The 23365-nt window shown below is 70.8% G+C and carries 14 protein-coding genes; 12 read left to right on the top strand and 2 right to left on the bottom strand.

Features of this window, described 5'->3' with window-relative positions:
• The first annotated feature begins 53 nt into the window (after positions 1 to 53).
• The 8 genes from pdxR to QFZ26_RS08775 all read left to right on the top strand — a co-directional run bounded on the left by pdxR (position 54) and on the right by QFZ26_RS08775 (position 17031).
• A complete protein-coding gene (pdxR, locus tag QFZ26_RS08810; protein ID WP_307041240.1) occupies positions 54 to 1541 on the top strand; it encodes a MocR-like pyridoxine biosynthesis transcription factor PdxR in 1488 nt (495 codons plus the stop codon).
• A 53-nt stretch (positions 1542 to 1594) separates the two neighbouring features.
• Positions 1595 to 2053, top strand: coding sequence for a LysM peptidoglycan-binding domain-containing protein (locus QFZ26_RS08805; protein WP_307041238.1), 459 nt, complete (start codon positions 1595 to 1597; stop codon positions 2051 to 2053).
• A 3-nt stretch (positions 2054 to 2056) separates the two neighbouring features.
• Positions 2057 to 2455 carry a hypothetical protein gene (locus QFZ26_RS08800; protein ID WP_307041236.1) on the top strand — a complete coding sequence of 133 codons (399 nt, stop codon included), beginning with the start codon at positions 2057 to 2059 and terminating at the stop codon, positions 2453 to 2455.
• A gap of 15 nt (positions 2456 to 2470) precedes the next feature.
• Positions 2471 to 4630 (top strand): S9 family peptidase, encoded by a 2160-nt coding sequence (locus QFZ26_RS08795; protein ID WP_307041234.1) that lies wholly within the window; start codon positions 2471 to 2473, stop codon positions 4628 to 4630.
• 86 nt (positions 4631 to 4716) lie between these two features.
• Complete coding sequence (locus QFZ26_RS08790) at positions 4717 to 6039, top strand: FAD-binding oxidoreductase (RefSeq protein ID WP_307041232.1); 1323 nt, start codon at positions 4717 to 4719, stop codon at positions 6037 to 6039.
• A 303-nt stretch (positions 6040 to 6342) separates the two neighbouring features.
• Complete coding sequence (locus QFZ26_RS08785; protein WP_307041230.1) at positions 6343 to 13587, top strand: DUF5979 domain-containing protein; 7245 nt, start codon at positions 6343 to 6345, stop codon at positions 13585 to 13587.
• 91 nt (positions 13588 to 13678) lie between these two features.
• The gene (locus QFZ26_RS08780; protein WP_307041228.1) at positions 13679 to 14269 is read left to right on the top strand and encodes a hypothetical protein; all 591 of its coding nucleotides are present in this window, start codon (positions 13679 to 13681) and stop codon (positions 14267 to 14269) included.
• 356 nt (positions 14270 to 14625) lie between these two features.
• Positions 14626 to 17031 (top strand): helix-turn-helix transcriptional regulator, encoded by a 2406-nt coding sequence (locus QFZ26_RS08775; protein ID WP_307041226.1) that lies wholly within the window; start codon positions 14626 to 14628, stop codon positions 17029 to 17031.
• 29 nt (positions 17032 to 17060) lie between these two features.
• Here QFZ26_RS08775 and QFZ26_RS08770 read toward each other — a convergent pair whose 3' ends face one another.
• Positions 17061 to 17669 (bottom strand): DUF1349 domain-containing protein, encoded by a 609-nt coding sequence (locus QFZ26_RS08770; protein WP_307041224.1) that lies wholly within the window; start codon positions 17667 to 17669, stop codon positions 17061 to 17063.
• Between the two features lie 109 nt (positions 17670 to 17778).
• On the opposite strand from QFZ26_RS08770, the gene iolC reads away from it, so the two are divergent.
• Genes iolC through iolD form a run of 4 tightly spaced genes read left to right on the top strand, consistent with a single transcriptional unit; the run spans position 17779 to position 22591 of the window.
• Positions 17779 to 18798 carry a 5-dehydro-2-deoxygluconokinase gene (iolC, locus tag QFZ26_RS08765; RefSeq protein ID WP_307041222.1) on the top strand — a complete coding sequence of 340 codons (1020 nt, stop codon included), beginning with the start codon at positions 17779 to 17781 and terminating at the stop codon, positions 18796 to 18798.
• A 16-nt stretch (positions 18799 to 18814) separates the two neighbouring features.
• Positions 18815 to 19696, top strand: coding sequence for a class I fructose-bisphosphate aldolase (locus QFZ26_RS08760; RefSeq protein ID WP_444876245.1), 882 nt, complete (start codon positions 18815 to 18817; stop codon positions 19694 to 19696).
• 31 nt (positions 19697 to 19727) lie between these two features.
• Positions 19728 to 20681: a 5-deoxy-glucuronate isomerase gene (gene iolB / locus QFZ26_RS08755; RefSeq protein ID WP_307041217.1), complete on the top strand. Its 954-nt coding sequence runs from the start codon at positions 19728 to 19730 to the stop codon at positions 20679 to 20681.
• Positions 20682 to 20707: 26 nt separating this feature from the next.
• Positions 20708 to 22591, top strand: coding sequence for a 3D-(3,5/4)-trihydroxycyclohexane-1,2-dione acylhydrolase (decyclizing) (gene iolD, locus QFZ26_RS08750; protein WP_307045007.1), 1884 nt, complete (start codon positions 20708 to 20710; stop codon positions 22589 to 22591).
• Between the two features lie 4 nt (positions 22592 to 22595).
• Here iolD and QFZ26_RS08745 read toward each other — a convergent pair whose 3' ends face one another.
• Positions 22596 to 23357 carry a GntR family transcriptional regulator gene (locus QFZ26_RS08745; RefSeq protein ID WP_307041215.1) on the bottom strand — a complete coding sequence of 254 codons (762 nt, stop codon included), beginning with the start codon at positions 23355 to 23357 and terminating at the stop codon, positions 22596 to 22598.
• Between the last annotated feature and the right edge of the window lie 8 nt (positions 23358 to 23365).

The raw sequence follows: 23365 nt of genomic DNA, 5'->3' as shown, positions 1-23365 counted from the left end.
CAGTCCAGTTCCTGCTATTCTCGGCAATCCAGTTGAGCACGGCGGAGGTGCGCATGGACGGCCCGATCCTCGTCATCGACCGCGACGCCGGCGGTCCCGTGGGCGTGCAGCTCGTCGAAGGGCTGCGTGGCGGCATCCTCGGCGGCAGGCTGCGGGCGGGCGACACGGTGCCGTCGACTCGCGCGCTCGCGTCGGAGCTCGGCGTCTCACGCAGCGCGGTCGTCGCGGCCTACGAGCAACTCGCGGGCGAGGGCTACCTCGAGATGCGCCAGGGCGCGCCCACCCGTGTCGCCGAGCTCAACGAGCCACGCGGCGCGACTGGACAATACACGTCGAATGGGCGAAATTGGCGCGACGGCGCCGGCGGTGACCGCCAACATCGCCCACTCGACGGAGCGGCTGAAGAGCAGACGCCACCGCGCATCGACCTGCTGCCGGGGCGACCCTCGACGGCGCGCATCGACACCCGCGCGTGGCGCGCGGCCTGGCGCCACGCAGCGTCCCTCGAGATCCCGTCGGAGTCGCCGCCGCTGTTCGGCGTCGAGCGCCTGCGCTCCGAGATCGCCGACCACCTGCGCCAGGCCCGCGGCATCGCCTGCACCGCCGACGACGTGGTGGTCACCGCGGGCACGAGCGAGGCGCTCGCACTCGCGGCATCCGCCCTCGCCCTGCTCACCGGCCGCGAGGCGGTCGTCGCGGTGGAGCACCCGGGCTATCCCGCGGCGAGGCGCACCCTCGAGCGTCGCGGCGTGCGCACGGTGCCGACCCCGGTCGACGCCGATGGACTCATCGTCGAGGCACTGCGACGGATGCCCCGGCCGCCCGACGCCGTCATGGTCACGCCGAGCCACCAGTACCCGCTCGGGGGACGGCTGCCCGTCGCGGCCCGCCTCGAGCTGCTCGACTGGGCGCGCACGGCCGACGCGATCGTGCTCGAAGACGACTACGACAGCGAGTACCGTCACCTCGGGCCGCCCCTGCCGGCATTCGCCTCACTCGACGACCCCGCGTCGGGCCACGGACGGGTCGTGCTCGTCGGCAGCTTCTCGAAGGTGCTCACGCCGTGGCTACGGCTCGGCTACCTCGTGCTGCCCGCGAATCCGCGGCTGCGCGAGGCGATGGCGCTCATCCGCACCGATGAGCGCTGCCCGGTTCCGGGCGTCGCACAGGATGCCGCGGCCGCCCTGCTCGCGAGCGGCGCCGTGCGCCGGCACATCGCCGTCACCCGGCGCGACTACGCCCACCGCCGACGGCTCGTGGTCGACGCCCTCGACGGCATACCGAGCGCGCCGCTCTCGGGACTCGACGGCGGGCTGCACGCCGTGGTGCGGCTGCCGAGCCACGAGGCATCCGCTGCGCTCGTCGACCGGCTCGCCGCTGACGGCATCGCGGTCGCACCGCTCGCCGACTACTCGGCGGTGCCCGGCGAGGAGGAGCCGGGCATCGTGCTCGGCTACGCCGGCACGAGCGACACCCTGTTGGCCGAGGGACTCGCGCGCATCCGTACCGCGATCCTCGATCCGGCCACGCTCACCGGATAGGGTGATCCGATCGGCGCCCGAAGCGGAGCGCCGTTCGGCGGTGAGGAGGCCCGGTGAGGCGAAGCAGCGGTGCGGCAGCGGCATCCGTCGGACTTGCAGCGTTGCTGCTCAGCGGGTGCGTGCCCGAGGCCGCACCCCCGCCGCCGCCCGTGACCATCACCGCCACGGTCACGGCAACGCCGACCCCCGCGCCGGTGTCGACGCCGCCGGCGCCGCCCGCCGCCGAGCCCGCGCCGCCGCCAGCCGTGCCGAACGCGCCCGCACCCGTCGTCGAGTGGGGCCCCGCGTACGACACCGGTCCGCGCGAGGGCGCGACCGGCACGCCCGTGCTCGACGGCGCCGGCGTGCCGTCGAGCTACACGGTGGTCGAGGGCGACCACTTCTTCGACATCGCGCAGCGCTTCGAGCTGCCGCAGCAGCAGTTGCTGCGAATGAATCCGCAGATCCACGACTTCGGCGAGACGGTCTACATCGGAGACGTCATCAACCTCGACTGGACCAAGACGGGCTGACCCATGGATCCCGCGACGGCGATCGTCACGATCCCGGCATGGAACCCGTGGCCGCTCGCGTTCCCCGCGATGGTCCTCACGGTCGGCATCGTGCTGCTCATCGACGGCGGCCAGCGCGGCGCCGATCGCGTGCGTGAAGCCGGGTACGTCGCGTTCGTGTTCGCCGCGCTGACGGGCCTCGCCATGACCTGGACGCTCTCGGGCATCTGGGACACGCAGCAGCGCGCCGCGGTGTTCGCCGAGCTCGGCTACGAGTCGCCGACCTTCGAGGGCAGCCTGGGGATCTCCGGCGGTGAGCTGCAGCCGCTGAGCTTCACGGCGGTGCGCGACGGCGAGCGGGTGCGCGGCGTGTTGCGGCACCTCGGCGGCGACGAATGGGAGATCCGCGAGATCCAACGGTAGGCGTAGCGTGGACACGTGCTGACTCCTCCGAAGACCGAGAAGCGACCGACCGAACGCGTGCACCACGGCGACGTGGTGATCGACGACTACGAGTGGCTCCGCGAGAAGGACGATCCGGCCGTCATCGCCCACCTCCATGAGGAGAACGCGTACACGAGGGCGAAGACCGAGCACCTCACGATCCTGCAGGAGCAGCTCTTCGAGGAGATCAAGGCACGCACGAAGGAGACCGACCTCAGTGTGCCGACCCGCGAGGGCGACTGGTGGTACTTCACCCGCACCGTCGAGGGCAAGCAGTACGGCATCCACTGCCGAGTGCCGGCCGACCCCGACGACTGGGAGCCGCCGGTGCTGCCCGAGACCACGGGCGACGAGCTGACGGATGCCTCCCACGAGACACTGCCCGGCGAGCAGGTGCTGCTCGACGACAACGCCGAGGCCGAGGGGCATGACTTCTATTCGCTCGGCAGCTTCGACGTCACCGCCGACGGCTCCACCCTGCTCTATGCCACCGATGTCGAGGGCGACGAGCGCTACACCCTGCGCCTGCGCTCGATCGACGGCTCGGGCCGCGAGTACGACGACGTCATCGTGGGCACCGCGGCGGGCGCCGTGTTCGACCCGAGCGGACGATACCTCTTCTATGCGACGGTCGACGAGGCGTGGCGGCCCGACACGATCTGGCGGCACGAGGTCGGCACCGCGGCATCCGACGACGTCTCGGTCTTTCACGAGCCCGACGAGCGGTTCTGGCTCGGCGTGGGCCTCACCCGCAGCCGCAGGTTCCTGCTCGTCGAGGCCGGCTCGAACGTCACGAGCGAGACCTGGCTGCTCGACACCGCCGAGCCGACCGGCGAGTTCCGCGTCGTGTGGCCGCGCAAGGACGGGGTCGAGTACGACGTCGATCACGTGATCGCGGGCGGCAAGGACCGGCTGCTGATCGTGCACAACGACGGCGCCGTGAACTTCGAGCTCGTGAGCGTCGCGGCATCCGACCCGCAAGGCCCGCGACGGATGCTCCTCCCCCACAATCCCGATGTGCGCCTCGAGGGCGTCGACGCGTTCCGCGACTTCGTCGCCGTCGAGTACCGACGCGAGGGGCTGCCGCGGGTCGCGATCGCGAAGGTGCCGCCGGCGGGCATCCCCGCCGATGCGACGCCCGACGACACCCTGCACGAGCTCGCGTTCGATGAGGCACTCTTCTCGGTGGGCGTGGGCAGCAATCCCGACTGGCAGCAGCCGACCCTGCGAATCGGGTACACGAGCTTCGTGACGCCCTCGACGGTGTACGACGTCGTGGTCGCCACGGGCGAGCGGCGGCTGCGCAAGCGCCAGCCGGTACTCGGCGACTACGACGCCACCCGCTATGCGCAGCGACGCGAATGGGCGGTGGCCGACGACGGCACCCGGGTTCCCGTCTCGCTCGTGTACCGGCACGACCTCGTGAACCTCGGCGAGCCGGCGCCGACCGTGCTCTACGGCTACGGGTCGTACGAGCACTCGATCGACCCGGGCTTCGGCATCCCCCGGCTGTCGCTCCTCGACCGCGGGATGATCTTCGCGGTGGCGCACGTGCGAGGAGGCGGCGAGATGGGCCGGCTCTGGTACGAGCATGGCAAGAAGCTCGAGAAGCGCAACACCTTCACCGACTTCATCGCGGTGGCCCGCCATCTCATCGACAACGACATCACCTCCCCCGACCGGCTCGTCGCGCAGGGCGGGAGCGCCGGGGGCCTGCTCGTCGGGGCCGTCGCGAACCTCGCGCCGAGGTACTTCTCGGGGTTCCTCGCCGAAGTGCCGTTCGTCGACCCGCTCACGTCGATCCTCGACCCGTCGCTGCCGCTCACGGTCATCGAGTGGGACGAGTGGGGCAACCCGCTCGACGACGAGGAGGTGTACTCCTACATCAAGTCGTACTCGCCCCTCGAGAACGTGCACGTGAACCACTACCCGCGCATCTTGGCGGTGACCTCGCTCAACGACACCCGGGTGCTCTACGTGGAGCCGGCGAAGTGGGTGGCCCGCCTGCGCGAGGTCGGCGCCGACCCGCTGCTGAAGATCGAGATGGCGGCCGGGCACGGCGGCGTCTCGGGGCGATACTCGGCGTGGCGCGAGCGGGCGTTCGCGTACGCATGGGTGATCGACGCGGCGGGAGCGCATCCGAGCGGCGAGTGAATCCGGCCGAGACGTATGCAAACGCAGCGATTCAGCGCTGAGCGAGCAACGTCCCGCATGTCGGCAGCCGCTGCCAGACTGGCGAAATGTCGATCCTCTCCGAGCTGACTGAACTCGTTCCAGGCCGGGCGCATGGTCCCGGTGCATCCGAATACGACGCCGGCCGCACGGTCTTCGCGGGGGTCGGCGACCCCGAAGCGGTCGTGCGCCCGCACACCATCGGCGAGGTCGCGGTCGCCGTCCGCCTCGCGGCCGCGGCCGGCCTGCCGATCGCCGTCCGCAGCGGCGGGCACGGACTCATCCCCGTCGAAGACGGCCTCGTGATCGACCTCGCGGAGTTCAACGCCGTCGAGGTCGGCGACGACGGCCTCGTCGCCGTCGGCGGCGGCGCACGCTGGCGCGACGTCGCCGCCGCGCTCGCGCCGCACGCTCTCGGCGTCAGCTCCGGCGACACGCGCGACGTCGGGGTCGGCGGCCTCGCGCTCGGCGGCGGCATCGGCTGGCTCGTGCGCGGGCAGGGCCTCGCCATCGACCGGCTCCGCGAGGCCGAGCTCGTCACCGCGTCTGGCGACGTGCTCACGGTCAACGCCGAGCAGCACCCCGAGGTGTTCTGGGCGCTCCGCGGCGGCAACGGCAACTTCGGCGTCGTGACTCGGTTCGTCTTCCAGGCGGCGCCTGCCGATGGCCTCGTCGGCGGACACGTGCGTTTCGACATCTCCGACGTGCCCGCCGTCATGCGCGCCTGGCGCGACGTGATGCGCGCCGGCCCCGACGAGCTCAACTCGACCCTCATGGCCATGCCGGCATTCGGACCCGAGATGCCGGCCGGCCTCCAGCTCGGCGTCGCGCTGCAGGGCACCGAGCAGCAGCTGCGCGAACTGCTCGAGCCGCTGCTCTCGCTCGCGTCGGTGACCGAGGTGTCGCTCGCTCCGGTCGAGTACGGCGACCTGCTCGAAGACGCGCCGCCCGGCCGGCCGCCATTCCTGTTCGTCGGCGGCAACGGCTTCGTGCCCGAACTCTCCGACGAGGCGCTCGATGCCGCCGCGGCGGCCTACGCCCGTGAGGTCCCCACGATGATCATGCTGCGCGGGCTCGGCGGCGAGTTCTCGCGCATCGCACCCGACGCGACGGCGATCGCCCACCGCGATGCCGAGGCGTTCCTGATCGTCAACGGCGTGCTGCCGGCCGATTCGACTCCCGAGCAGCTGGCAGCCGCCAAGGCCACGAGCGACGCGGCCCTCGCGTTCACGAGCGGCGTCTACGGCAACTTCTCGATGGAACGCGGCGACGAGGTCATCGCCGCGATGTATCCGCCGGCCACGCTCGAGCGGCTTCGCCGGGTGAAGGCGCAGCTCGACCCGGGCAACGTGTTCCGGCAGAACCACAACATCACGCCGGCGACCGACTGAGCAACGGTGAGCGGATGCCCCGGCGGTGGGGCATCCGCTCAGCTGTCTGGTCCTCGAGAGTTTCGCGCTGAGACGATTCCGATTTGCGGCTGAATGTCCGGCACGCCGGAGGGTGAATTCGAGGGTGAATTAACGCCCCGGTCCCCCAAAATGCCGACCGAGCTCGCATAGGTTCGAAGAGTCGCGCTGTGCGCCGCCCATTCGGCGGAACCGCGGCCGATCCATGTCAATTTCTCACGCGAAGCGCTGCCGAGCCCGAATCCGAGGCCGGCGGCCGCGCTCGTGTATCCGGGGGGCTACACCGTGTTCACATCTGCTCGACGTCATTCGCGCGCCCACCGTGCCCGGCATCTCGCTTCCGCTCGCTCGGGCACCACTCGCAGCGCGCCGTGGTACCAGCGGCTCGGTGCGGTCGCCGTCGCGATCGTGCTCGCGCTCCTCGCCGGTCTCATGACCGCCACTCCGGCCGTCGCCGCGGAGGCCGCGCTCACGGTGCAGAAGGTCGTCGACGGCGCCGAGACTGCAACCCACGTGCCCGGCGACGAGTTCACCTACACGATCACGGTGGGCTGCGACGACACCGACTGCGTCGACGCCGAGCTCGTCGACGAGGTGCCGGCCGCGTTCGAGGGATTCGAGATCCTCGGCACCTCGGTGCGGCCGAGCTCCCAGCCCGCAACGGTCGAGCTCGATGGCTGCGACGGTGTCGCGAGCGCCGACTGCACCCTCCGTGCAACGTTCGAGCAGCCGCTCGACGCCGGCGGCGTCGGCATCCGCGCGGGTGACACGTACCAGCTGACGCTCACCCTGAAGGTGCCGCAGGACCTGGCCCCGACGTGGGCATTCAATGGACAACCCGTGCCGAACACGGCGACGGCCACGGCCACCACCGCCGACACGGTCACCGACGCGGCCGAGGTGACGATCGACATCGCGAGGCAGGTCGACGTCGAGATCAGCAAGACCTGGACGCCCGCTGCCCAGCAGTTCCAGCCGGGCGTACCGTCGACTGTGGAACTCGCCGTGCGGAACGCGAGCAACGTCCACGCCGCGTCGCTCGTGCTCCAGGACCCTGCCACCGCCATCGAGGGCGCCACCGAACTCGAGGCCTCGAACCCGTTCCGCATCGTCGACTTCACCGGCTTCGGCGACGTGACCGCCCCCGCAGGCTCCGACACGGTCACCGTCGACGCCTACGTCTACAACGCGGGTTCGTGGACCTGGATCTCCGGTGCGCCCTCGCCCGCCGGCGAGATCGCGCTGCCCGACGGCGTTGATACTGCGAACGTCGGCGGCCTGCGCCTGACCTTCACGAGCACCGATGGTGACGCCATCACGGCCGACGGCACCGCCGGTCTCGTGCCGTTCGAAGTCGTGCAACGCGCCACCGATCGGGTGAGCGACGCACCGCTCGTGCTCGGGGCTCAGGCGCTCAACGAGGTCGATGCGACCGTGCACGTCTCCGGTGCCGACCCCGTGACGAAGTCCGCCACCGCCCCGTATGCGATCACCGGCCTCGACGTCCAGGTCCAGGCGACGAAGTCGATCACACCCGCGCGCATCCCGGCGGGCACGACCGCGACCGCGACCGTCGGTGCGAAGAACACCTCGAACGGCCCGCTCTCCTCACTCGTCGTCGCCGACGACGACTACTTCACCGAGGACCTGCGCTTCGGCGGGTTCACCGCGCCGCTGAGCTTCCCCGAGGGCGCCACCGATGCCAGCCTCACCTGGACGTTCAGCGACGGAACACGCCTCGAGGCGCCCGTCGCCGCCGGCGAGACACCTGGCGCACCGACAGCGCCCGACGGCGCCCACCTCACCGGCTTCGCGGTCGAGTACGGCGGAAGCATCGCCCCGGGCGCGATCGTGAACCTGTCGTTCGCCATCGACACGGCCCCCGACCTGGTCGAGTCCGAGAGTGGCAGCCCCGAGCGCACCACGAACACCGTCGACGTCACGGGCACGAACCCGGCAGGAGCGGCGTCCGCCGAGGCATCCGCACCCCTCGACGTGTTCATCCCCGACATCTCGCTCGCCATCGACAAGAAGCTCTCGCCGGCGCAGCCCGTGACCGCCGGCGGTACCGTCGTGGCGCAGTTGCCGACGACCACCGGAACCGATTCGGCCTACGTCTCCCCGAACCGCATCGTGATCGAGGACACCTGGCGCGACGACGAGCCCGGCGACTTCTGGAACGCGTTCAACCCGGTCGCGATCGCGCCCACGCAGGTGCTGTCGGGTTCGACGCTGACCGTCGAAGCACTCGTCGACGGCGACTGGGAGCAGATCGCTCACTTCGCGCCGGCCGGCCCGACCGAGGTGTTCTCCGGCGATCTCGCCGATCTCGCTCCGGGCGTCGACGGCACGTCGATCACCGGCCTCCGCTACACCTTCGAGCACCCCACCGGCTTCGCAGCCGGCACGACCGTCAGCCCGAACACCGTCTTCCAGGCCCGCAGCGAACTGCGTGACGGCAGCGGCCCGACGGCGGTTGCCGACGCCGCGGCACGCGACTACGAGAACCTCGCGGTCGCCGGTGCCACCGGCGTCGTCGCCGGCGGCACGCCCGTCACGAGCGATGACGTGCAGGATGTCGCCGACGCCCGCGTCATCGCGTACGCGGGCGACGGCTCCCTCGTGGCCGGCAAGACGTGGAACCCGTCGGTGCTGAGCTCGCAGTCGGGCACCACCGCGACGAGCACCCTCGGCTGGGGTGTCATGACCAGCGGCTATGACTCCGTGACGATCGCCGACCCGAACGGCGGCGAGTCGGCACCCGAGGAGACCGTCTTCCAGGCGTTCGACCTGCAGCGCATCTCCGCCTCGAGCGACGCCAAGTGGAAATGGGACACCGTCACCTCCATCGAGCTGTACGCCGCCGGCACCTGGCAGCAGCTCGCCGCGCCCGGCGGGAGCTGGATGACCGGCGACCGCTTCGCCGGCTACACGCTCAACCCGGCGCAGTCGGCCGCAACGACGGGCGTGCGCATCACCGTCGTGCCGAACGACGCGGCTCGCGCTGCGAGCTCGGACCCGCTGCGCCCCCAGCCCGGATCCGGCGTCGCCCCGAGCGCCGCCGGTCAGCTGCGCACGGTCGATCTCGTCTGGCAGCTGCGCAACACGGTGCGGGTTCCCGACGCCGCCGGCCGCTGGGCCACCGCGACCCACGGCTACAACGACGCGGACCCCGCGACCATCTGGAACACGGTCGGCGTCTCCGGCGTGCTTCGCGGCACGCCCGTGGGCCCCGCGACCGACCGCGACGATCTCACGCTCGTCGACCAGCAGCCTGCGGTGAAGGTGCAGAAGCAGGTGAGTCGCACCGTCGTCCCGATCCCCGTGGCGGGCGAGGTCCCCGCCGACGGCTACCCGTCGGTCGACTACCGGGTCACGGCCGTGAACGACTCCGCGTCGCGCGCCTCCTACCTGCGGGTCACCGATCCGATGCCGTGCTCCGACGCGACCATCGCCGAGTGCGCGAGCGCACCCTCGGGCTGGGGCGCCGATCCGTTCGCCGAAGCGACGTACGATCCCGACACCAACCCGTTCGAACGGATGAACCTCACCGACGTGACGTTCGGCATCCCCGCCAACGCCGGCGTCGACCGCGACGCATCCCTCGTCACGCTCTGGCGTCTCGCGTCTGACGGCACCATGACGACGGATGTCGCGAGCCTCGCTGCGGTCGACGGATTCACCGCGGCCCAGCTGGCCGACGTCGTCGGCGTGAGCGTGCGCTACCAGGGCGCCGACCCGGCGTCGACCGGTGGCACGATCCGCACCGGTGCTAAGCTCGCCATGACGCTGCGCGCGCAGCTGCGGGTGACCGAACGCAGCTCCGCCCAGACGGTGATCGAGCCGGTCGTGGTTGCGAACGGCGCCTTCGCCCAGTCGTACGATCCTGTGCTGTTCCCCGGGAACGCGCCGTACGACGACGCCGACGCGGACCTCGAACTCGTCGACGGCGTGCTCGACGTGACCGCGAAGAAGACCATCACTCCGGGCTCGCTCCTCGAGAAGGACCGCCTGACTCCCGTCGCCGTGCGCCTCGAGGCGACCGACGGCGAGGCGACGGTCGCGGCCCAGCAGGTCACCGTCGAAGACGCCGACCCGGGGTTCTGGAGCCGTTTCCGGCTGACCACGCTCGGCCAGGTGGACCTGCCTGCCGGGTCGGATCGCGTGCGGGTCGACGTGCAGCTCGGCGGTGCAGACGAGTGGATCGAGGGCACCCCGGCGCCGGCGGCCGCGCTGCCGGCCGTCGATGTCGCCGAGATCACGGGCCTGCGCTTCGTGTTCGCCCGGGCCGACGGAGCGGTCTTCTCGACCACTGCGCCGCCCGCAGGCTGGCAGGCGACTGCCGAGTTCACGGTGCAGCTGCTCGACGCCGTGCGTGGCACCGGCGACGCTGTTCCCTTCCCCGGCTCCGTCGACAACGCGATCGACACCACGTCGTCGCGCGACGACGCCGAGCTGTACGCCGCGGCGACGGCCGACGCATCCGACGACCTGGAACTGCGCACCGGCACCTACGCACTCGACGTCGCCAAGGCACCGGCCGACAACGTGCACACGGTCGAAGCGGCCACCACCGTGCCGTGGACCCTCCGCTTCACCAACTCGGGAAGCGGCTACCTCACGATCGACCGGCTCGTCGACACGCTGCCGACGAGCCTCGAACCCGACTTCGGGGTCGAGCCCGCGTACCGCACCTCGAACGGCGGAACGCTCGCGACGGATGTGGACTTCAGCTACGACTCGCAAACGCGGGCCGTCGCCTTCACATGGCCGGATGGCGGCCGACGAATGGCGCCCGGCGAGACCTTCGAGATCACCCTCGGAATCGTGCTGAAGCCGGGCCTCTCGCAGGGCCAGCGGGCGACGAACCAGTTCGTCGTGACCACCGTGCAGCAGCTCGCAGCCTGCACCAACACCTCGGGCAACGGCCAAGGCGTGCTCGCCGGCCTCGGCGCCAGCCAGTGCGGCACCACGAACTTCGTCGAGCCGATCCCCGGCGCCTCGCTGGCGACGTTCAAGGGCGTGAAGGGCGAGATCGACGGCAGCCTCGTCGACGGCGCGGTGAACGTCGTGACTCCGGGCGGGCCCTGCATCACCGACACCGAGGGCTACTACCGCTCGCCGTGCGCCGCGAACACCGTCATCGGCGCGACGGACGCGTGGAAGCTCGAAGCCATCAACAGCGGGACGTTGCCCTACACCTCCATGACGCTCGTCGAGCCGTTGCCCTTCACGGGCGACCGCATGCTCGCGACCGGTGGTTCGCGGGGTTCGACGTACCGACCCATCCTCGACGGGTCGGCCGGGCTCGACATCGCCGCACCCGACGGCGCCACCGTGCGCTGGCAGGTATCGACCGATGCCGCAGTCTGCACCGGCGGTGGATCGAGCACCTGGTCGGCGGACCCGACCTGCACCGGCAACAGCTGGTCCGACAGCACGGCGTTCACCGGCGACTGGGCGGACGTCACGGGCCTGCGCGTGCTCGTCGACTTCAGCACCACCGCGGGCGGCGCCCTCGCCCCCGGCGGCAACGTCACGGTGCGGTACCAGACGGTGAACACGCCGGCCAGCGATGCCGACCCGGGGTTGGCGCCCGTGGATGTGCCCGTGACGGGGAACTTCGCGTGGAACCAGTTCGGCACCCAGGCCGTGCTCACCGACCGCACGACACTGCGGCGGGCGCCGGTCAAGGCGGGCGTCACGCTCGTCGGCGGACCGCTCGAGGTGCGCAAGGCCATCACCGGTGACGCCATCGCGTACGCGCCCGACGAGGTGCTCATCGACCTCGTCTGCGTGGTCGCGGGCGAGACCCTCGATCTCGGCGACAGCGCCACGCTGACGCTGACCGAGTCGGGCGACTGGACCGCGTCGGTCGAGGGCATCCCGCTCGGCGCGGACTGCACGATCACCGAGCAGGGCCCCGTCGGCGAGTTCGGCGAGACCTCCCGCACCGGCTCGCCGGCGACCATCGAGATCCGGCAGACGACTGCCGGCGGCACCGTGCCCGCCGCCCAGACCGCGGTCGTCACCAACGTGTACGACTTCGGTTCGCTCAGCGTCACCAAGGCGGTCGACACCGCGGCGACCGTCGGCGAGTTCGGCCCGTTCGCGTTCACGCTGCAGTGCACCACGCTGCTGGGCGAGGAGGTCGCGCTCGCGGCATCCGACCGCACCTTCACCCTCGTCGAGGGTGCCACCCACACCGTGACGCCCGGAACCCTGCCGGTCGGAGCGGAGTGCACCGTCGACGAGACCGACGCTGATGGAGCCGACTCGACCACGTATGCCGGCGACGGCGTGACGGATGCCGGCGAGGGCAGCGCATTCGCCACGGTGGCACCGGCGACGGCGGTCACCGTGACGAACCGCTTCGAGGCGGGCACGCTCTCGATCCTCAAGACGGTGACCGGCGAGGGCGCGGCCGACTACGGCGACGGACCCTTCACCGCCGCGGTGCAGTGCACCTACGGCGACCAGCCCGTGTACCGCCACGACGGCCTTGCGATCGTGCCTGATGTGCCGACACTCGTCGACGAGGTCTTCCCCGTCGGCACGGTGTGCGAGGTGAACGAGGTACTCACGGGCGGCGCCACCGAGCACGAGAACCCGCCGGCGATCGTGATCGCCGGGCCCGAGGGTGACGAATCCGTGGGCGCGGTGACCGCGCTCGTGGCGAACGACTTCCGCGTCGGCGGACTCGAGCTCATCAAGGAGCGCATCGGCGACGGCGTGGAGGAATTCGGCACCGGACCGTTCGAGGCGCAGGTCGTCTGCACCTGGCAGAAAGACGGCGAGACCCTCACGGTTCCGCTCGCCGATGGCGGATTCGTCGCCCTCTCCGAGGATTCCGACTACCGTGCGGCCATCGCCGGCATCATCGTCGGCGCAGAGTGCACGGTCACCGAGACGGATGCCGGGCTCGCCACGCACACGACGCTCGATCCCGACGGCGGCATCGTGACGATCCTCGATCCCGTCCTCGAGCAGGAGCCGGCAACCGTGGTGATCACGAACCGCTTCGATGTCGGTCAGTTGAGCCTCGACAAGACCGTCGACCGCGGCACGGTGACGATCGGCGACGACGTGACGTACACGGTGACCGTGCGCAACACGGGACAGATCGATGCGAGAGACCTCACGGTCACCGACACCCTGCCGGCCGGTGCGAGCTTCGTGCGTGCAGGCCCCGCCGCGAAGGTCGACGGCGCCCGCGCCGAGTGGCTGCTCGCGGAGCTGCCGGTCGGCGGCACGGCTGCGTTCACGATCACGGTGCGCTACGCGGCCACCGGCGAGTACGTCAACACGGCCACCGTCACGAACCCGGGCGGTCCGTGGCGTGCGGTCGAGGCGCAGCACGCGTGCACCGACGGTTCGGATGCCTCGTGCGCGGCGGTATCCGTGCTGTCGCTGGCGACGACCGGCGTCGACGGCATCATGCCGCTGCTCGCGATCACGGCGCTGGCCATGCTGCTCGGCCTGCTGCTGCTCGCCGCTCGCCGCCGCAGCCGACCCGGCAGCGCGCGATAAAGCCATCGCCGGGCCCGTTCCAGACCCGGAGGATCACGGGCCCGGCGATGTCGTACACGGCCGCGCCGCTTCGACCGCCTAGGCTGCCGACGTGCCCCCGACCGTCCCGACCGAGCCGATGCCGCCCAGCCGCCGGCAAACGCTGAGCACTCGCACACTGCTCATCTGCGCGGCGTTCGGCGCGGTGCAGGCGCTCATGGTGATCTCGTTGTCGCCGATCACGCCCGGCATCGCAGCGCTCGCACCCCCCGTCTATGCCCTCATTGCAGGGTTCCACAGCATCATGCCCTTCACAGCTCGACTGATGCTCGGCTCCTTCGGCACCGCGAGCCTCACCGGGTTCTTCGCCGGGGTCATCGCCGGATCGTTCAGCGTCGTCGGGTTTCTCGTCATCGTGCCCTTGACGGTCGGCGGACTGGTGTTCGACACCGGTCTCTGGGCGCTCGGAAGGTGGCGACCCCGCGTCGCGCGCATCGCGGCTGCCGCACTCGCCGGCGTCGGCCTCTTCGCTGTGTCACTGCCGGTGTTCTCGCCAGAGCATCTCACTGTCACGATGGTCGCCCTGACACTGCTCGCCCGGGTCGTGAGTGAGATCGGCGCGGTGCTCGTCGCCGGTCTGCTCGCACACCGACTCACGACATCGGGGATTCAGGGGCACCCGCGGCGTCGGCGCGTCGACTGAACGCGAACCCCATTTCGGTCGAACCGGGCGACAACCACGGCTTCGGCCGGAGTTCTCGGGTAGCGTGGCCCCAATCGGGTGGGACCGAGGCCATGCTGGGCCGGTGAGGTGTCGGGGACTGCGCAACCCGCACCGTGTACTGAGGTGTTTGGGGACTCATGCGCAGTACGCGCCAGGGGGACGCTGAATCGTCGACGACGATCGCGGGTGCTCCGCGCATTCCGTCGGGGTTGCTCGAACGGCCCCGGCTGTATTCCCTGCTCGATTCGGGTGCACCGCTGACCGTCGTTCGCGGCATCGGCGGTTCGGGGAAGACCGTGTTGCTCAGACAATGGGCCGATCATGCGGATCGGCACGTGATCTGGGTCGACATCGATCGGCAGGCGTCGTCGCCCGAGGGATTCACCGTGGTGGTGCTCCAGCGGCTCGCCCGGAGCGGGCTTCTCTCGGACGACCGGGCGCGGGCGGCGATCGACGGGGCGCAGCCGGGCGGTGAGCCGTGGCAGACATTGACCGGCGTGCTCTCGACCATCGACGAATCCCTCGTGATCATCGTCGACAAGGCAGCCGGAGCGGATGACTCGACGCTCAGGGGCATCGTCGACGTGCTGGTCGGACATCCCTCGCTTCGGGTCATCGCCGCCGCGAACGAGGCCACCCGGCTCGACGAGCCCGGCCTCGCATTCCTGGTCGACCGGGTCACGGTCTCATCGATCGATCTCATGTTCACTGAGGAGGAGCTCGGAGCGGCGCTGCAGGTCGACCCGGCGACGGCGAGAGAGGTGCATCGGCTGTCCGGCGGACTTCCCCTCGTCGCTCACGCCCTGGCGCGCGCGAACACCGGCATTGCGCGCTCGGACCTCCTGGCCGTCGCGACGGATGCCATGGAGGCATTCATGCGCGTGCGAATCGAGGCGGCCGAATACGACCCGCGCAGCATCGATGCACTGGCACGAATGAGCCTCGCCGATGAGCTGACCGTGGAGCTGGCTCGAGACCTCGCACCAGGCGCCGAAGCGCGGGGCATCCTCGATGCTGCCGCCCACTACGGTTTCGGCAGCTGGTCCGAAGAGGGCAGCCGCGTGTTCACGTTCATCCCCCTCGCGCGAGAGCTGCTGCGACGAGAGCTCCACCGCCGCTTTCCCGAGGAACTGCCCCGCCTGAACCGCGCGGTCGCAGACTGGCGCCTGCAGAACGGCATGCCGGTCGCGGCGCTCGAATCCGCCGTCGTCACCGGCGACCTGATGCTCGCGAGCCACGTCGTGAAGTCCAGCTGGTTCACCCTGCTGAGGCAGCACGGGGAGCGCGTCCGCGAGATCCTCGGCTCGGTGCCGCTCGGCCGGCTCCGCCCGTACCCACTGCTCGTCATGTTGCTCGCGATCTGCTACAACGCAGTGGGGGTTCGACGGGTGCGCGGGCTGCAGTTGTTCGCGATCGCCGCCGCTGCCACGAAGTCGACGAATGGCGAGATATCCCAGAGCGACCGCGTGTTCCTCTGCGCCGCCGAGAGTTCTGCCCTGCGCGTGCTGGGATTCCACACGCGCGCCATCCCTCCGGCCCAGCGAGCGCTCGAGGCCGTCGACCGGCTCTCCACCGAGGAGGCCGAGCAGTACCGCGAGCAATTGCCGCGCATCTACGCGCAACTCGGGATCACCTTCTACTACGGCGGTGAGCTCGCGCTCGCGCTCGAGGTCCTGGGCATGGGGCTCGCGCTGGCGGAGAGCGGCCAGCGCGATGCGGGGTTCAGCTGCCTTGCGATGCTCGCCGGCATCCATGCGCTGGACGGCGACATCCCCGAAGCCCGTCGATTCGTCGAACTCGTTCGCGCCGGCGGTTGGCCAGACGAGCTGCTCGACGGGTACCAGGGCACCTTCTACCGCGTCGCCGAGGCGGTGATCGCCCTCGAGGAGCTCGATGTGGAGGCGGCGCAGCGTCATGTGGAGGTCTTCGCACCGCACCGGGCGACGAGCGAGCATTGGCTCGTCATGGCATGCGTCGAGGCGATGGTGGAGCTGCAGGCGGGAGCCGCGGCGACCGGACTCGTGAGACTGGACTCGACCGTGGCCGAACACGGTCGCTCCGGGCACGCTCCGAGGGCGCGGCGTGCGCTGAGCACGGTTCGCATGCTCCTCCATCTGGCGCTCGGCAACGTGGAGGCAGCGCGAGACGTCTTGCACCGGGATGCCGCGGACGCGGACGCGCGCACGATGGTCGACCGCGCACGGCTCGCGCTCGTCACCGGTCAAGCGGCTGAGGCACTCCGGTTGACCCGGGAGGCGGGGCGATCGGCACCGTCGTCGCAGGTGAGCGCTGAAGCGGCGGTACTCGAGGCGGTCGCGCTCCTCCGGACCGTCGGCGAGGTCCATTCCAAGCCCGCGGTCGACCGTGCCTCCGCGCTGCTCGTCGACCGGGGCCAGTTGCTCCCGCTCACACTGATCCCAGCGGCGGACCTCGAGCGACTCACCGAGGCGATCCCCGCATTGTGCACGCCGCGGCCACTGGTGTCGGTGATTCGGCATGGTGCCGCCGCCCAGGCACTCACGCCGCGGGAGCAAGTGGTGCTACGAGCGCTTGCGCGCTCGACCTCCACCTCTGCCATCGCCGCGGAGCTGTCGGTGTCGACGAACACGGTGAAGACCCAGCTCAAGAGCCTGTACCGCAAGCTCGGCGCGTCGAACCGGGAGCAGGCGGTCGCGATCGCGACCGCGCGTCACCTGCTGCCGCCGGATCCGGAAACCGACGGGACCGGGCCGGCGAGCTGAGCAGCTCGCGGTCGAGGCTGCTCGGAGCCTCAGGCGAGCGGCGGGTCCTCGTGCAGGTCGACGTCGGCGGGCGTCAGCTCCCAGCGGGTGAACCGCACTTCCAGGTCGCCGCGCATGGGTGCGCAGATCAACGGTCCCGCCGATGCCTCGCCGGCCGTGAACGGGGCGACGCGAAGCGTGCGCCATCCGCTCGTCGCGGTGCGGGCCCGCAGCACGACCGAGTCGCCCGCCACCCCGCCGCGGCTCGCGCGCACGGTGACGAGCTGTCCGGCCCACTCCGGCACCGGCGCGAGCGACCAGTCGGAGACGCCGTTCGTGACGACCGCACCGAGGTGCAGCACGCCGTCGGAGAGCTCCAGCCCCGTCTTGATCCACCGCTCGGGTCCGGCCCAGAGCATGATGCCGGCCTGGTCGTAGAGCGCGGTGAGGCTCGACGCGTCGAAGGTCACCTCGACCGCGGCATCCGTCGGCCACTCGGCCAGCAGGGCATGGCCGTCGTCGTGGATGAACCCGTAGTGGGTGGTTCGCCAGAAGTCACTGCCCTCGGATGCCCCGGCCACCAGGTCGTCGCCGAGACGAGTGGTGGCGGGCTCCCGCGTCCATACCCCTGCTGCCCAGTCGATGCGCTGTCGTTCCATGCGCTCCACGCTACCGGCGCGGGCGATGTGATCAGCGCACTTTGTAAGGACATTCTGTGTAGACTGCTTGTACCGTTCGCGGCACCGGCAGAAAGTTGTACGACGCAGTATGACCACATCGACAGCACCGCCCTTCGACCTCATCACGATCGGTCGCGTCGGCATCGACCTCTATCCGACGCGCAACGGCGTCCACCTCGACGAGGCCGAGCTGTTCGGCAAGTCGGTCGGCGGGAGCCCGACGAACGTCGCGATCGCCGCGGCACGTCACGGGCGACGCAGCGCCGTGATCACCCGCACCGGCGACGATGCGTTCGGGCGATACATCCGGCGGCAGCTCATGGGATTCGGCGTCGACCCGCGCTTCGTCGAAGTGGTGCCCGAGTTGCTGACGCCGCTGACGTTCTGCGAGATCTTCCCGCCCGACGACTTCCCGCTGACCTTCTACCGCGAGCCGAAGGCACCGGACCTCGAGATCTCCCCTGCGGAACTGCCGCTCGACGACATCCGTTCTGCAGCCATCTACTGGTCGACGACGACCGGGCTCAGCGAGGAGCCGAGCCGTGCCGCCCATCACGCAGCCTGGGCGGCACGCGGCCGACGGGGCCATACAGTGCTCGACCTCGACTACCGTCCGATGTTCTGGGACTCCGCCGCTGCGGCGCGCGACGAGATCGCCACGGCGCTCGAGGGGGTGACCATAGCCGTCGGCAACATCGACGAGTGCGAGGTCGCCGTCGGCGAGCGCGATCCGCATCGCGCAGCCGACGCGCTGCTCGACCGTGGGCTCGAGCTCGCGGTCGTCAAGCGCGGGCCGCACGGCGTGCTTGCGAAGACGCGCGACGAGACGATCGAATCGCCCAGCTTCCCCGTACAGGTGGTCAACGGCCTCGGTGCCGGCGACGGATTCGGCGGTGCCCTCTGTCACGGCCTGCTCGCCGGATGGACCCTCGAGCGCACGATCGCCTTCGCGAACGTCGCCGGCGCGATCGTGGCCTCGCGTCGGGAATGCTCGACCGCGATGCCGACGACCGCAGAGGTCGAGCAGCTCGGCCGCGGCAGCGCGGAACCCGAGCTCGCCGCCGAAGCGGAGCGCGCGCGTGACGAAGGAGCCGCCGGTGCATCCTGAGACGAACGGACGATTCATCGACGCCGATGGCTTCGCCGCCATACGCGATCGGCGCGCCCATGACCCCGGCGCCATCGCCGGCGCGCTCGCCGCCCGCACGAGACGGCCGCTGCTGGGCGAGAACGGCCGGCTGTTCATCATCGCCGCCGACCATCCGGCGCGAGGCGCGCTCGGCGTGGGCGACGAGCCCATGGCGATGGCCCACCGATACGAACTGCTCGATCGGCTCGCCCTCGCCCTCAGCCGCCCGGGCGTCGACGGCGTGCTCGCGACACCCGACATCATCGACGATCTCGCGCTCCTCGGCGCGCTCGACGACAAGGTCGTCGTCGGCTCGATGAACCGCGGCGGGCTGCGGGGATCCAGTTTCGAGATGGACGACCGCTTCACGAGTTACGACATCGACGGCATCGTGCGCGACCGCCTCGACTTCGCGAAGGCCCTGTTGCGCATCAATCTGCAGGACCCGAGATCGGCGGCGACCATCGAGGCCTGCGCCGCCGCCGTCAGTGCCGCCGCCGCCGCCGGAGTGCCGATCATGATCGAGCCGTTCATGAGCTCGCATCGGGGCGGCGCCATCGTCAATGACCTCACCGCCGATGCCGTCATCACCGCGGTCGCGATCGCCTCCGGTCTGGGCACGACCTCGGCGTACACCTGGATGAAGCTGCCGGTCGTCGACGGAATGGAACGCGTCATGGAGGCGACGACCCTGCCGACGCTGCTCCTCGGCGGCGAACGGTCCGACGACTCCGACGCGATGTACGCCAGTTGGCAGCATGCGCTCACGCTCCCCGGCGTACGCGGTCTCGTCGTCGGGCGCGCGCTCATCTATCCTCCTGACGGCAACGTGCAGCGCGCCGTCGACACCGCCTCCGCCCTCGTTCATGAGCAGTGATTCGCGGCAGCGACGAGTCGAAGGGACATCCGTGACCGAACGCCCGACCACGAGCCGGAACGATCCGGGCGCCGATCCCTGGTTCCACCCCCGGGCGAGCCTCTCCCGCGACGGCTGGAACGTCGTGGTCGACGCCTCGATCCGGGGCTGGCGGTACACGGGCCTCCGCGTCGCCGAACTCGGTGGGCGCGAGCTCCGGCTGCCGGCGGGCGCGGTCGAACGGCTCATCGTGCCGTTGACCGGTGGATGCCTCGTGCACGTGCGCGAGGAAGGCGGCACGCCGCAGGTGCTCGAGCTCGAGGGGCGGGCCTCCGTGTTCGACGGCCCCACCGACACGCTCTTCCTCCCGCCGGGAACGAGCGCGACCCTCACCGGCACGGGGCGCATCGCCGTGGCCGAGGCGCCGGCGACCACGCGGCATCCACTTCGGCGCATCCGACGAGACGAGGCGCCTGTCGAGCTTCGCGGGCGTGGGCGTGCGAGCCGGCAGGTGCACGACCTCGGCACCCCCGCGGTGCTCGACGCCGAGCGCTTGATCGTGTGCGAGGTGATCACCCCCGCGGGCAACTGGTCGTCGTATCCGCCGCACAAGCACGACGAGGAGCGCGCGGGCGAGGAGTCACGGCTCGAGGAGATCTACTACTTCGAGGTGGCGGAACCCACAGCCGCAGAGGCGGAGGGGGAGGCGAGTGCGTCGTCGCCCTACGCTCTCTTCAGCGCCTCATCGTCGGCCGTCAGCGAGATCGACCTCGATGAACGAGTGCAGAGCGGCGACGTCGCGCTCATCCCGGGCGGCTACCACGGACCCGCGGTCGCGCCGCCGGGCAACGACCTGTACTACCTCAACGTGATGGCGGGCCCGGGCGAACGCGTGTGGCACATCACCGACGAGCCGGGGCACGCCTGGGTGCGATCGTCGTGGGAGACCGAACCAGTCGACCCCCGCCTCCCGTACACCGGCGACACGAAAGGACCTCGACCGTGACCTCGAGCACCGAAGCAACGAAGCGCATGACCGTCGGCCAGGCCCTCGTCGAGTTCCTCGCCTGCCAATGGACCGTCGACGGTGAGGTCCGGGAGCGCACGATCCCCGGGGTGTTCGGCATCTTCGGCCACGGCAATGTCGCGGGACTCGGGCAGGCGCTCATGGAATCGAACGCGGACGACCCTGAGCGCATGCCCTACTACCAGGCTCGCAATGAGCAGGCGATGGTGCACCAGTCGGTCGGCTTCGCCCGCATGCGCCGGCGCCGCGCGACCTTCGCGAGCGCCGCGTCGGTCGGTCCGGGGGCGGCGAACATGCTCACGGGAGCCGCGCTCGCGACGAGCAACCGACTGCCGGCCCTGCTCCTGCCGAGCGACACCTTCGCGACCCGCGTCGCCGACCCGGTGCTGCAGCAACTCGAGCTGCCGCACGACCCGAGCTTGCAGGTCACCGACGCGTTCCGCCCGTTGTCCCGGTTCTTCGCACGCGTCGAGCGGCCGGAGCAGTTCTTCTCCATCGCCTTGTCCGCCATGCGCGTGCTCACGGATCCGGTCGAGACGGGGGCGGTGACCATCGCCCTCCCCGAAGACGTGCAGGCCGAGGCACTCGACGTGCCGCTCGCATTCCTCGCCGATCGCGAGTGGCACGTGCGCCGCCCGCTCCCCGAACCCGGCCCGCTCGCCCGCGCTGTGGCCGCCATTCGCGGTGCACGGGCGCCGGTCATCATCGCCGGCGGCGGCGTGATCTATTCGGGGGCCGAGGAGGCGCTGCGCCGTTTCGCCGACGCCACCGGCATCCCGGTCGCCACGACGCAGGCGGGCGGCGGATCGATCCCCTGGGACCATCCAGCCTCGCTCGGCGGGGTCGGTGCCACTGGCTCCACCGCCGCGAATCGGCTCGCGGCGGAGGCCGACGTCGTGATCGGCATCGGTACGCGCTACAGCGACTTCACGACCGCGAGCCGCAGTGCGTTCCAGCATCCCGATGTCGCATTCGTGAACATCAACGTCGCCGCCATCGATGCGCACAAGCACGGGACGCCCGTGCCGGTGGTGGCCGACGCGCGCACCGCATTGGAGGCACTCGAGGCCGAGCTCGCCGGACACCGCGTTTCACGGGAGCACGTCGACCGGGTCGCGTCGGAGCGACGGTCGTGGAACGCCGTCGTCGATGCCGCGTTCCTGCCGTCTGGGCGCGACCGCCCCGCGCAGTCGGAGATCATCGGGGCCGTGCAGGCGGCGAGCGCCCCCCGCGATGTCGTCGTGCAGGCGGCCGGCTCGTTGCCGGGTGACCTGCACCGGCTCTGGCGGGTGCGCGATCCGCTCGGCTACCACGTCGAGTACGCCTTCTCGTGCATGGGCTACGAGATCGCGGGCGGCCTGGGCGTGCGCCGCGCCTCGCCCGATCGCGACGTCATCGTGATGGTCGGAGACGGCTCGTACCTGATGCTGCACACCGAACTCGTGACGGCGGTCGCCGAAGGGCACAAGCTCATCGTCGTGCTCGTGCAGAACCACGGCTACGCCTCGATCGGCAATCTCTCCGAGTCGGTCGGCGGGCAGCGCTTCGGCACCAGGTATCGCCGCTACGACCCGGCCACGCGCAACTTCCAGGGCGGCGACCCGCTGCCGGTCGATCTCGCGGCCAACGCACGCAGCTACGGGGTCGACGTGATCGAGATCTCCCCCGGCCCCGACGCGATCGCCGATCTCGGCCGCGCGGTCGCGACCGCGAAGGCCTCGCCGACCTCGACGCTCATCCACATCGAGAGCGACCCCCTGCTGCCCGGGCCGGATGGCGGCGGCTGGTGGGATGTGCCCGTCGCCGAGACCTCCGCGACGCCGAGTGTGCGGCTCGCCCGTTCGCAGTACGACGCGGCGCGCGAGCGGCAGCGACCGCTGCTCGGGTAGGCGCTCAGCGATCGACGAGCGTGACCTCGAAGGAATAGCGGTCGGGGCGGTAGCAGTGCTGGCCGAACTCCACCGCGACGCCCGAGTTGTCGAATGCGGTGCGCGACATCGTGAGCACGGGGGCGCCGCGCGACAGGTCGAGCAGTTCGGCCTCGTGTGCCGTGGCGGCTCGTGCGCCGATGCGCTGCTTCGCGACCCGCATGGTGACGCCGCGCGCACGAAGCAGTTGGTAGAGCCCGTGCTTCTCGAGCGCTTCGCGGTCGAGGTCGGCGAACTGTCCGGGCAGCACGTTGTCGAGGATCGCGAGCGGCACGCCGTCGGCACTGCGCAGGCGCTGCATGTGCAGCACCGAGCTGCCGAGCGGAAGCCCGAGTGCTTCTGCAGCCGTCTCGTCGGCAGGCACGACCTCCACCGACAGCACCCGCGTCTCGGGCTTCTGCCCCGAGCGCTCGAGGTCCTCGTAGAGGCTCGTGAGCTCGACGTTGCGCGTCACCTTGCCATGGACGACCTGCGTGCCGATGCCTCGTCGCCGCACGAGCAGGCCCTTGTCGACGAGATCCTGGATCGCCCGCCGGATGGTCGGGCGTGAGAGCCCAAGACGCGTGGCGAGCGCCACCTCGTTCTCGAGCCGGGCGCCTGCAGGCAGCGTCTGATCCATGATCGCCTGCTCGAGCCGACTCGCGATCTGGTAGTAGAGGGGCACCGGGCCCGATCGGTCGAGGTCGAGGAACAACTCGACGGGGAGGCGTTGCTCCAGCTGCGCCATGGTTTCTC

This window comes from Agromyces ramosus (assembly GCF_030817175.1).
Lineage (GTDB): Bacteria > Actinomycetota > Actinomycetes > Actinomycetales > Microbacteriaceae > Agromyces > Agromyces ramosus_A.
The sequence above is the reverse complement of the archived record's forward strand: the minus strand, read 5'-3'. Positions and strand labels throughout refer to the sequence as shown.

Excerpts from the sequence above, each read along its gene's own strand:
- pdxR (WP_307041240.1), top strand. The coding sequence starts at position 54 with ATGGACGGCCCGATCCTCGTCATCGACCGCGACGCCGGCGGTCCCGTG.
- QFZ26_RS08800 (WP_307041236.1), top strand. The coding sequence starts at position 2,057 with ATGGATCCCGCGACGGCGATCGTCACGATCCCGGCATGGAACCCGTGG.
- QFZ26_RS08790 (WP_307041232.1), top strand. The coding sequence starts at position 4,717 with ATGTCGATCCTCTCCGAGCTGACTGAACTCGTTCCAGGCCGGGCGCAT.
- QFZ26_RS08770 (WP_307041224.1), bottom strand. The coding sequence starts at position 17,669 with ATGGAACGACAGCGCATCGACTGGGCAGCAGGGGTATGGACGCGGGAG.
- iolC (WP_307041222.1), top strand. The coding sequence starts at position 17,779 with ATGACCACATCGACAGCACCGCCCTTCGACCTCATCACGATCGGTCGC.
- iolD (WP_307045007.1), top strand. The coding sequence starts at position 20,708 with ATGACCGTCGGCCAGGCCCTCGTCGAGTTCCTCGCCTGCCAATGGACC.
- QFZ26_RS08745 (WP_307041215.1), bottom strand. The coding sequence starts at position 23,357 with ATGGCGCAGCTGGAGCAACGCCTCCCCGTCGAGTTGTTCCTCGACCTC.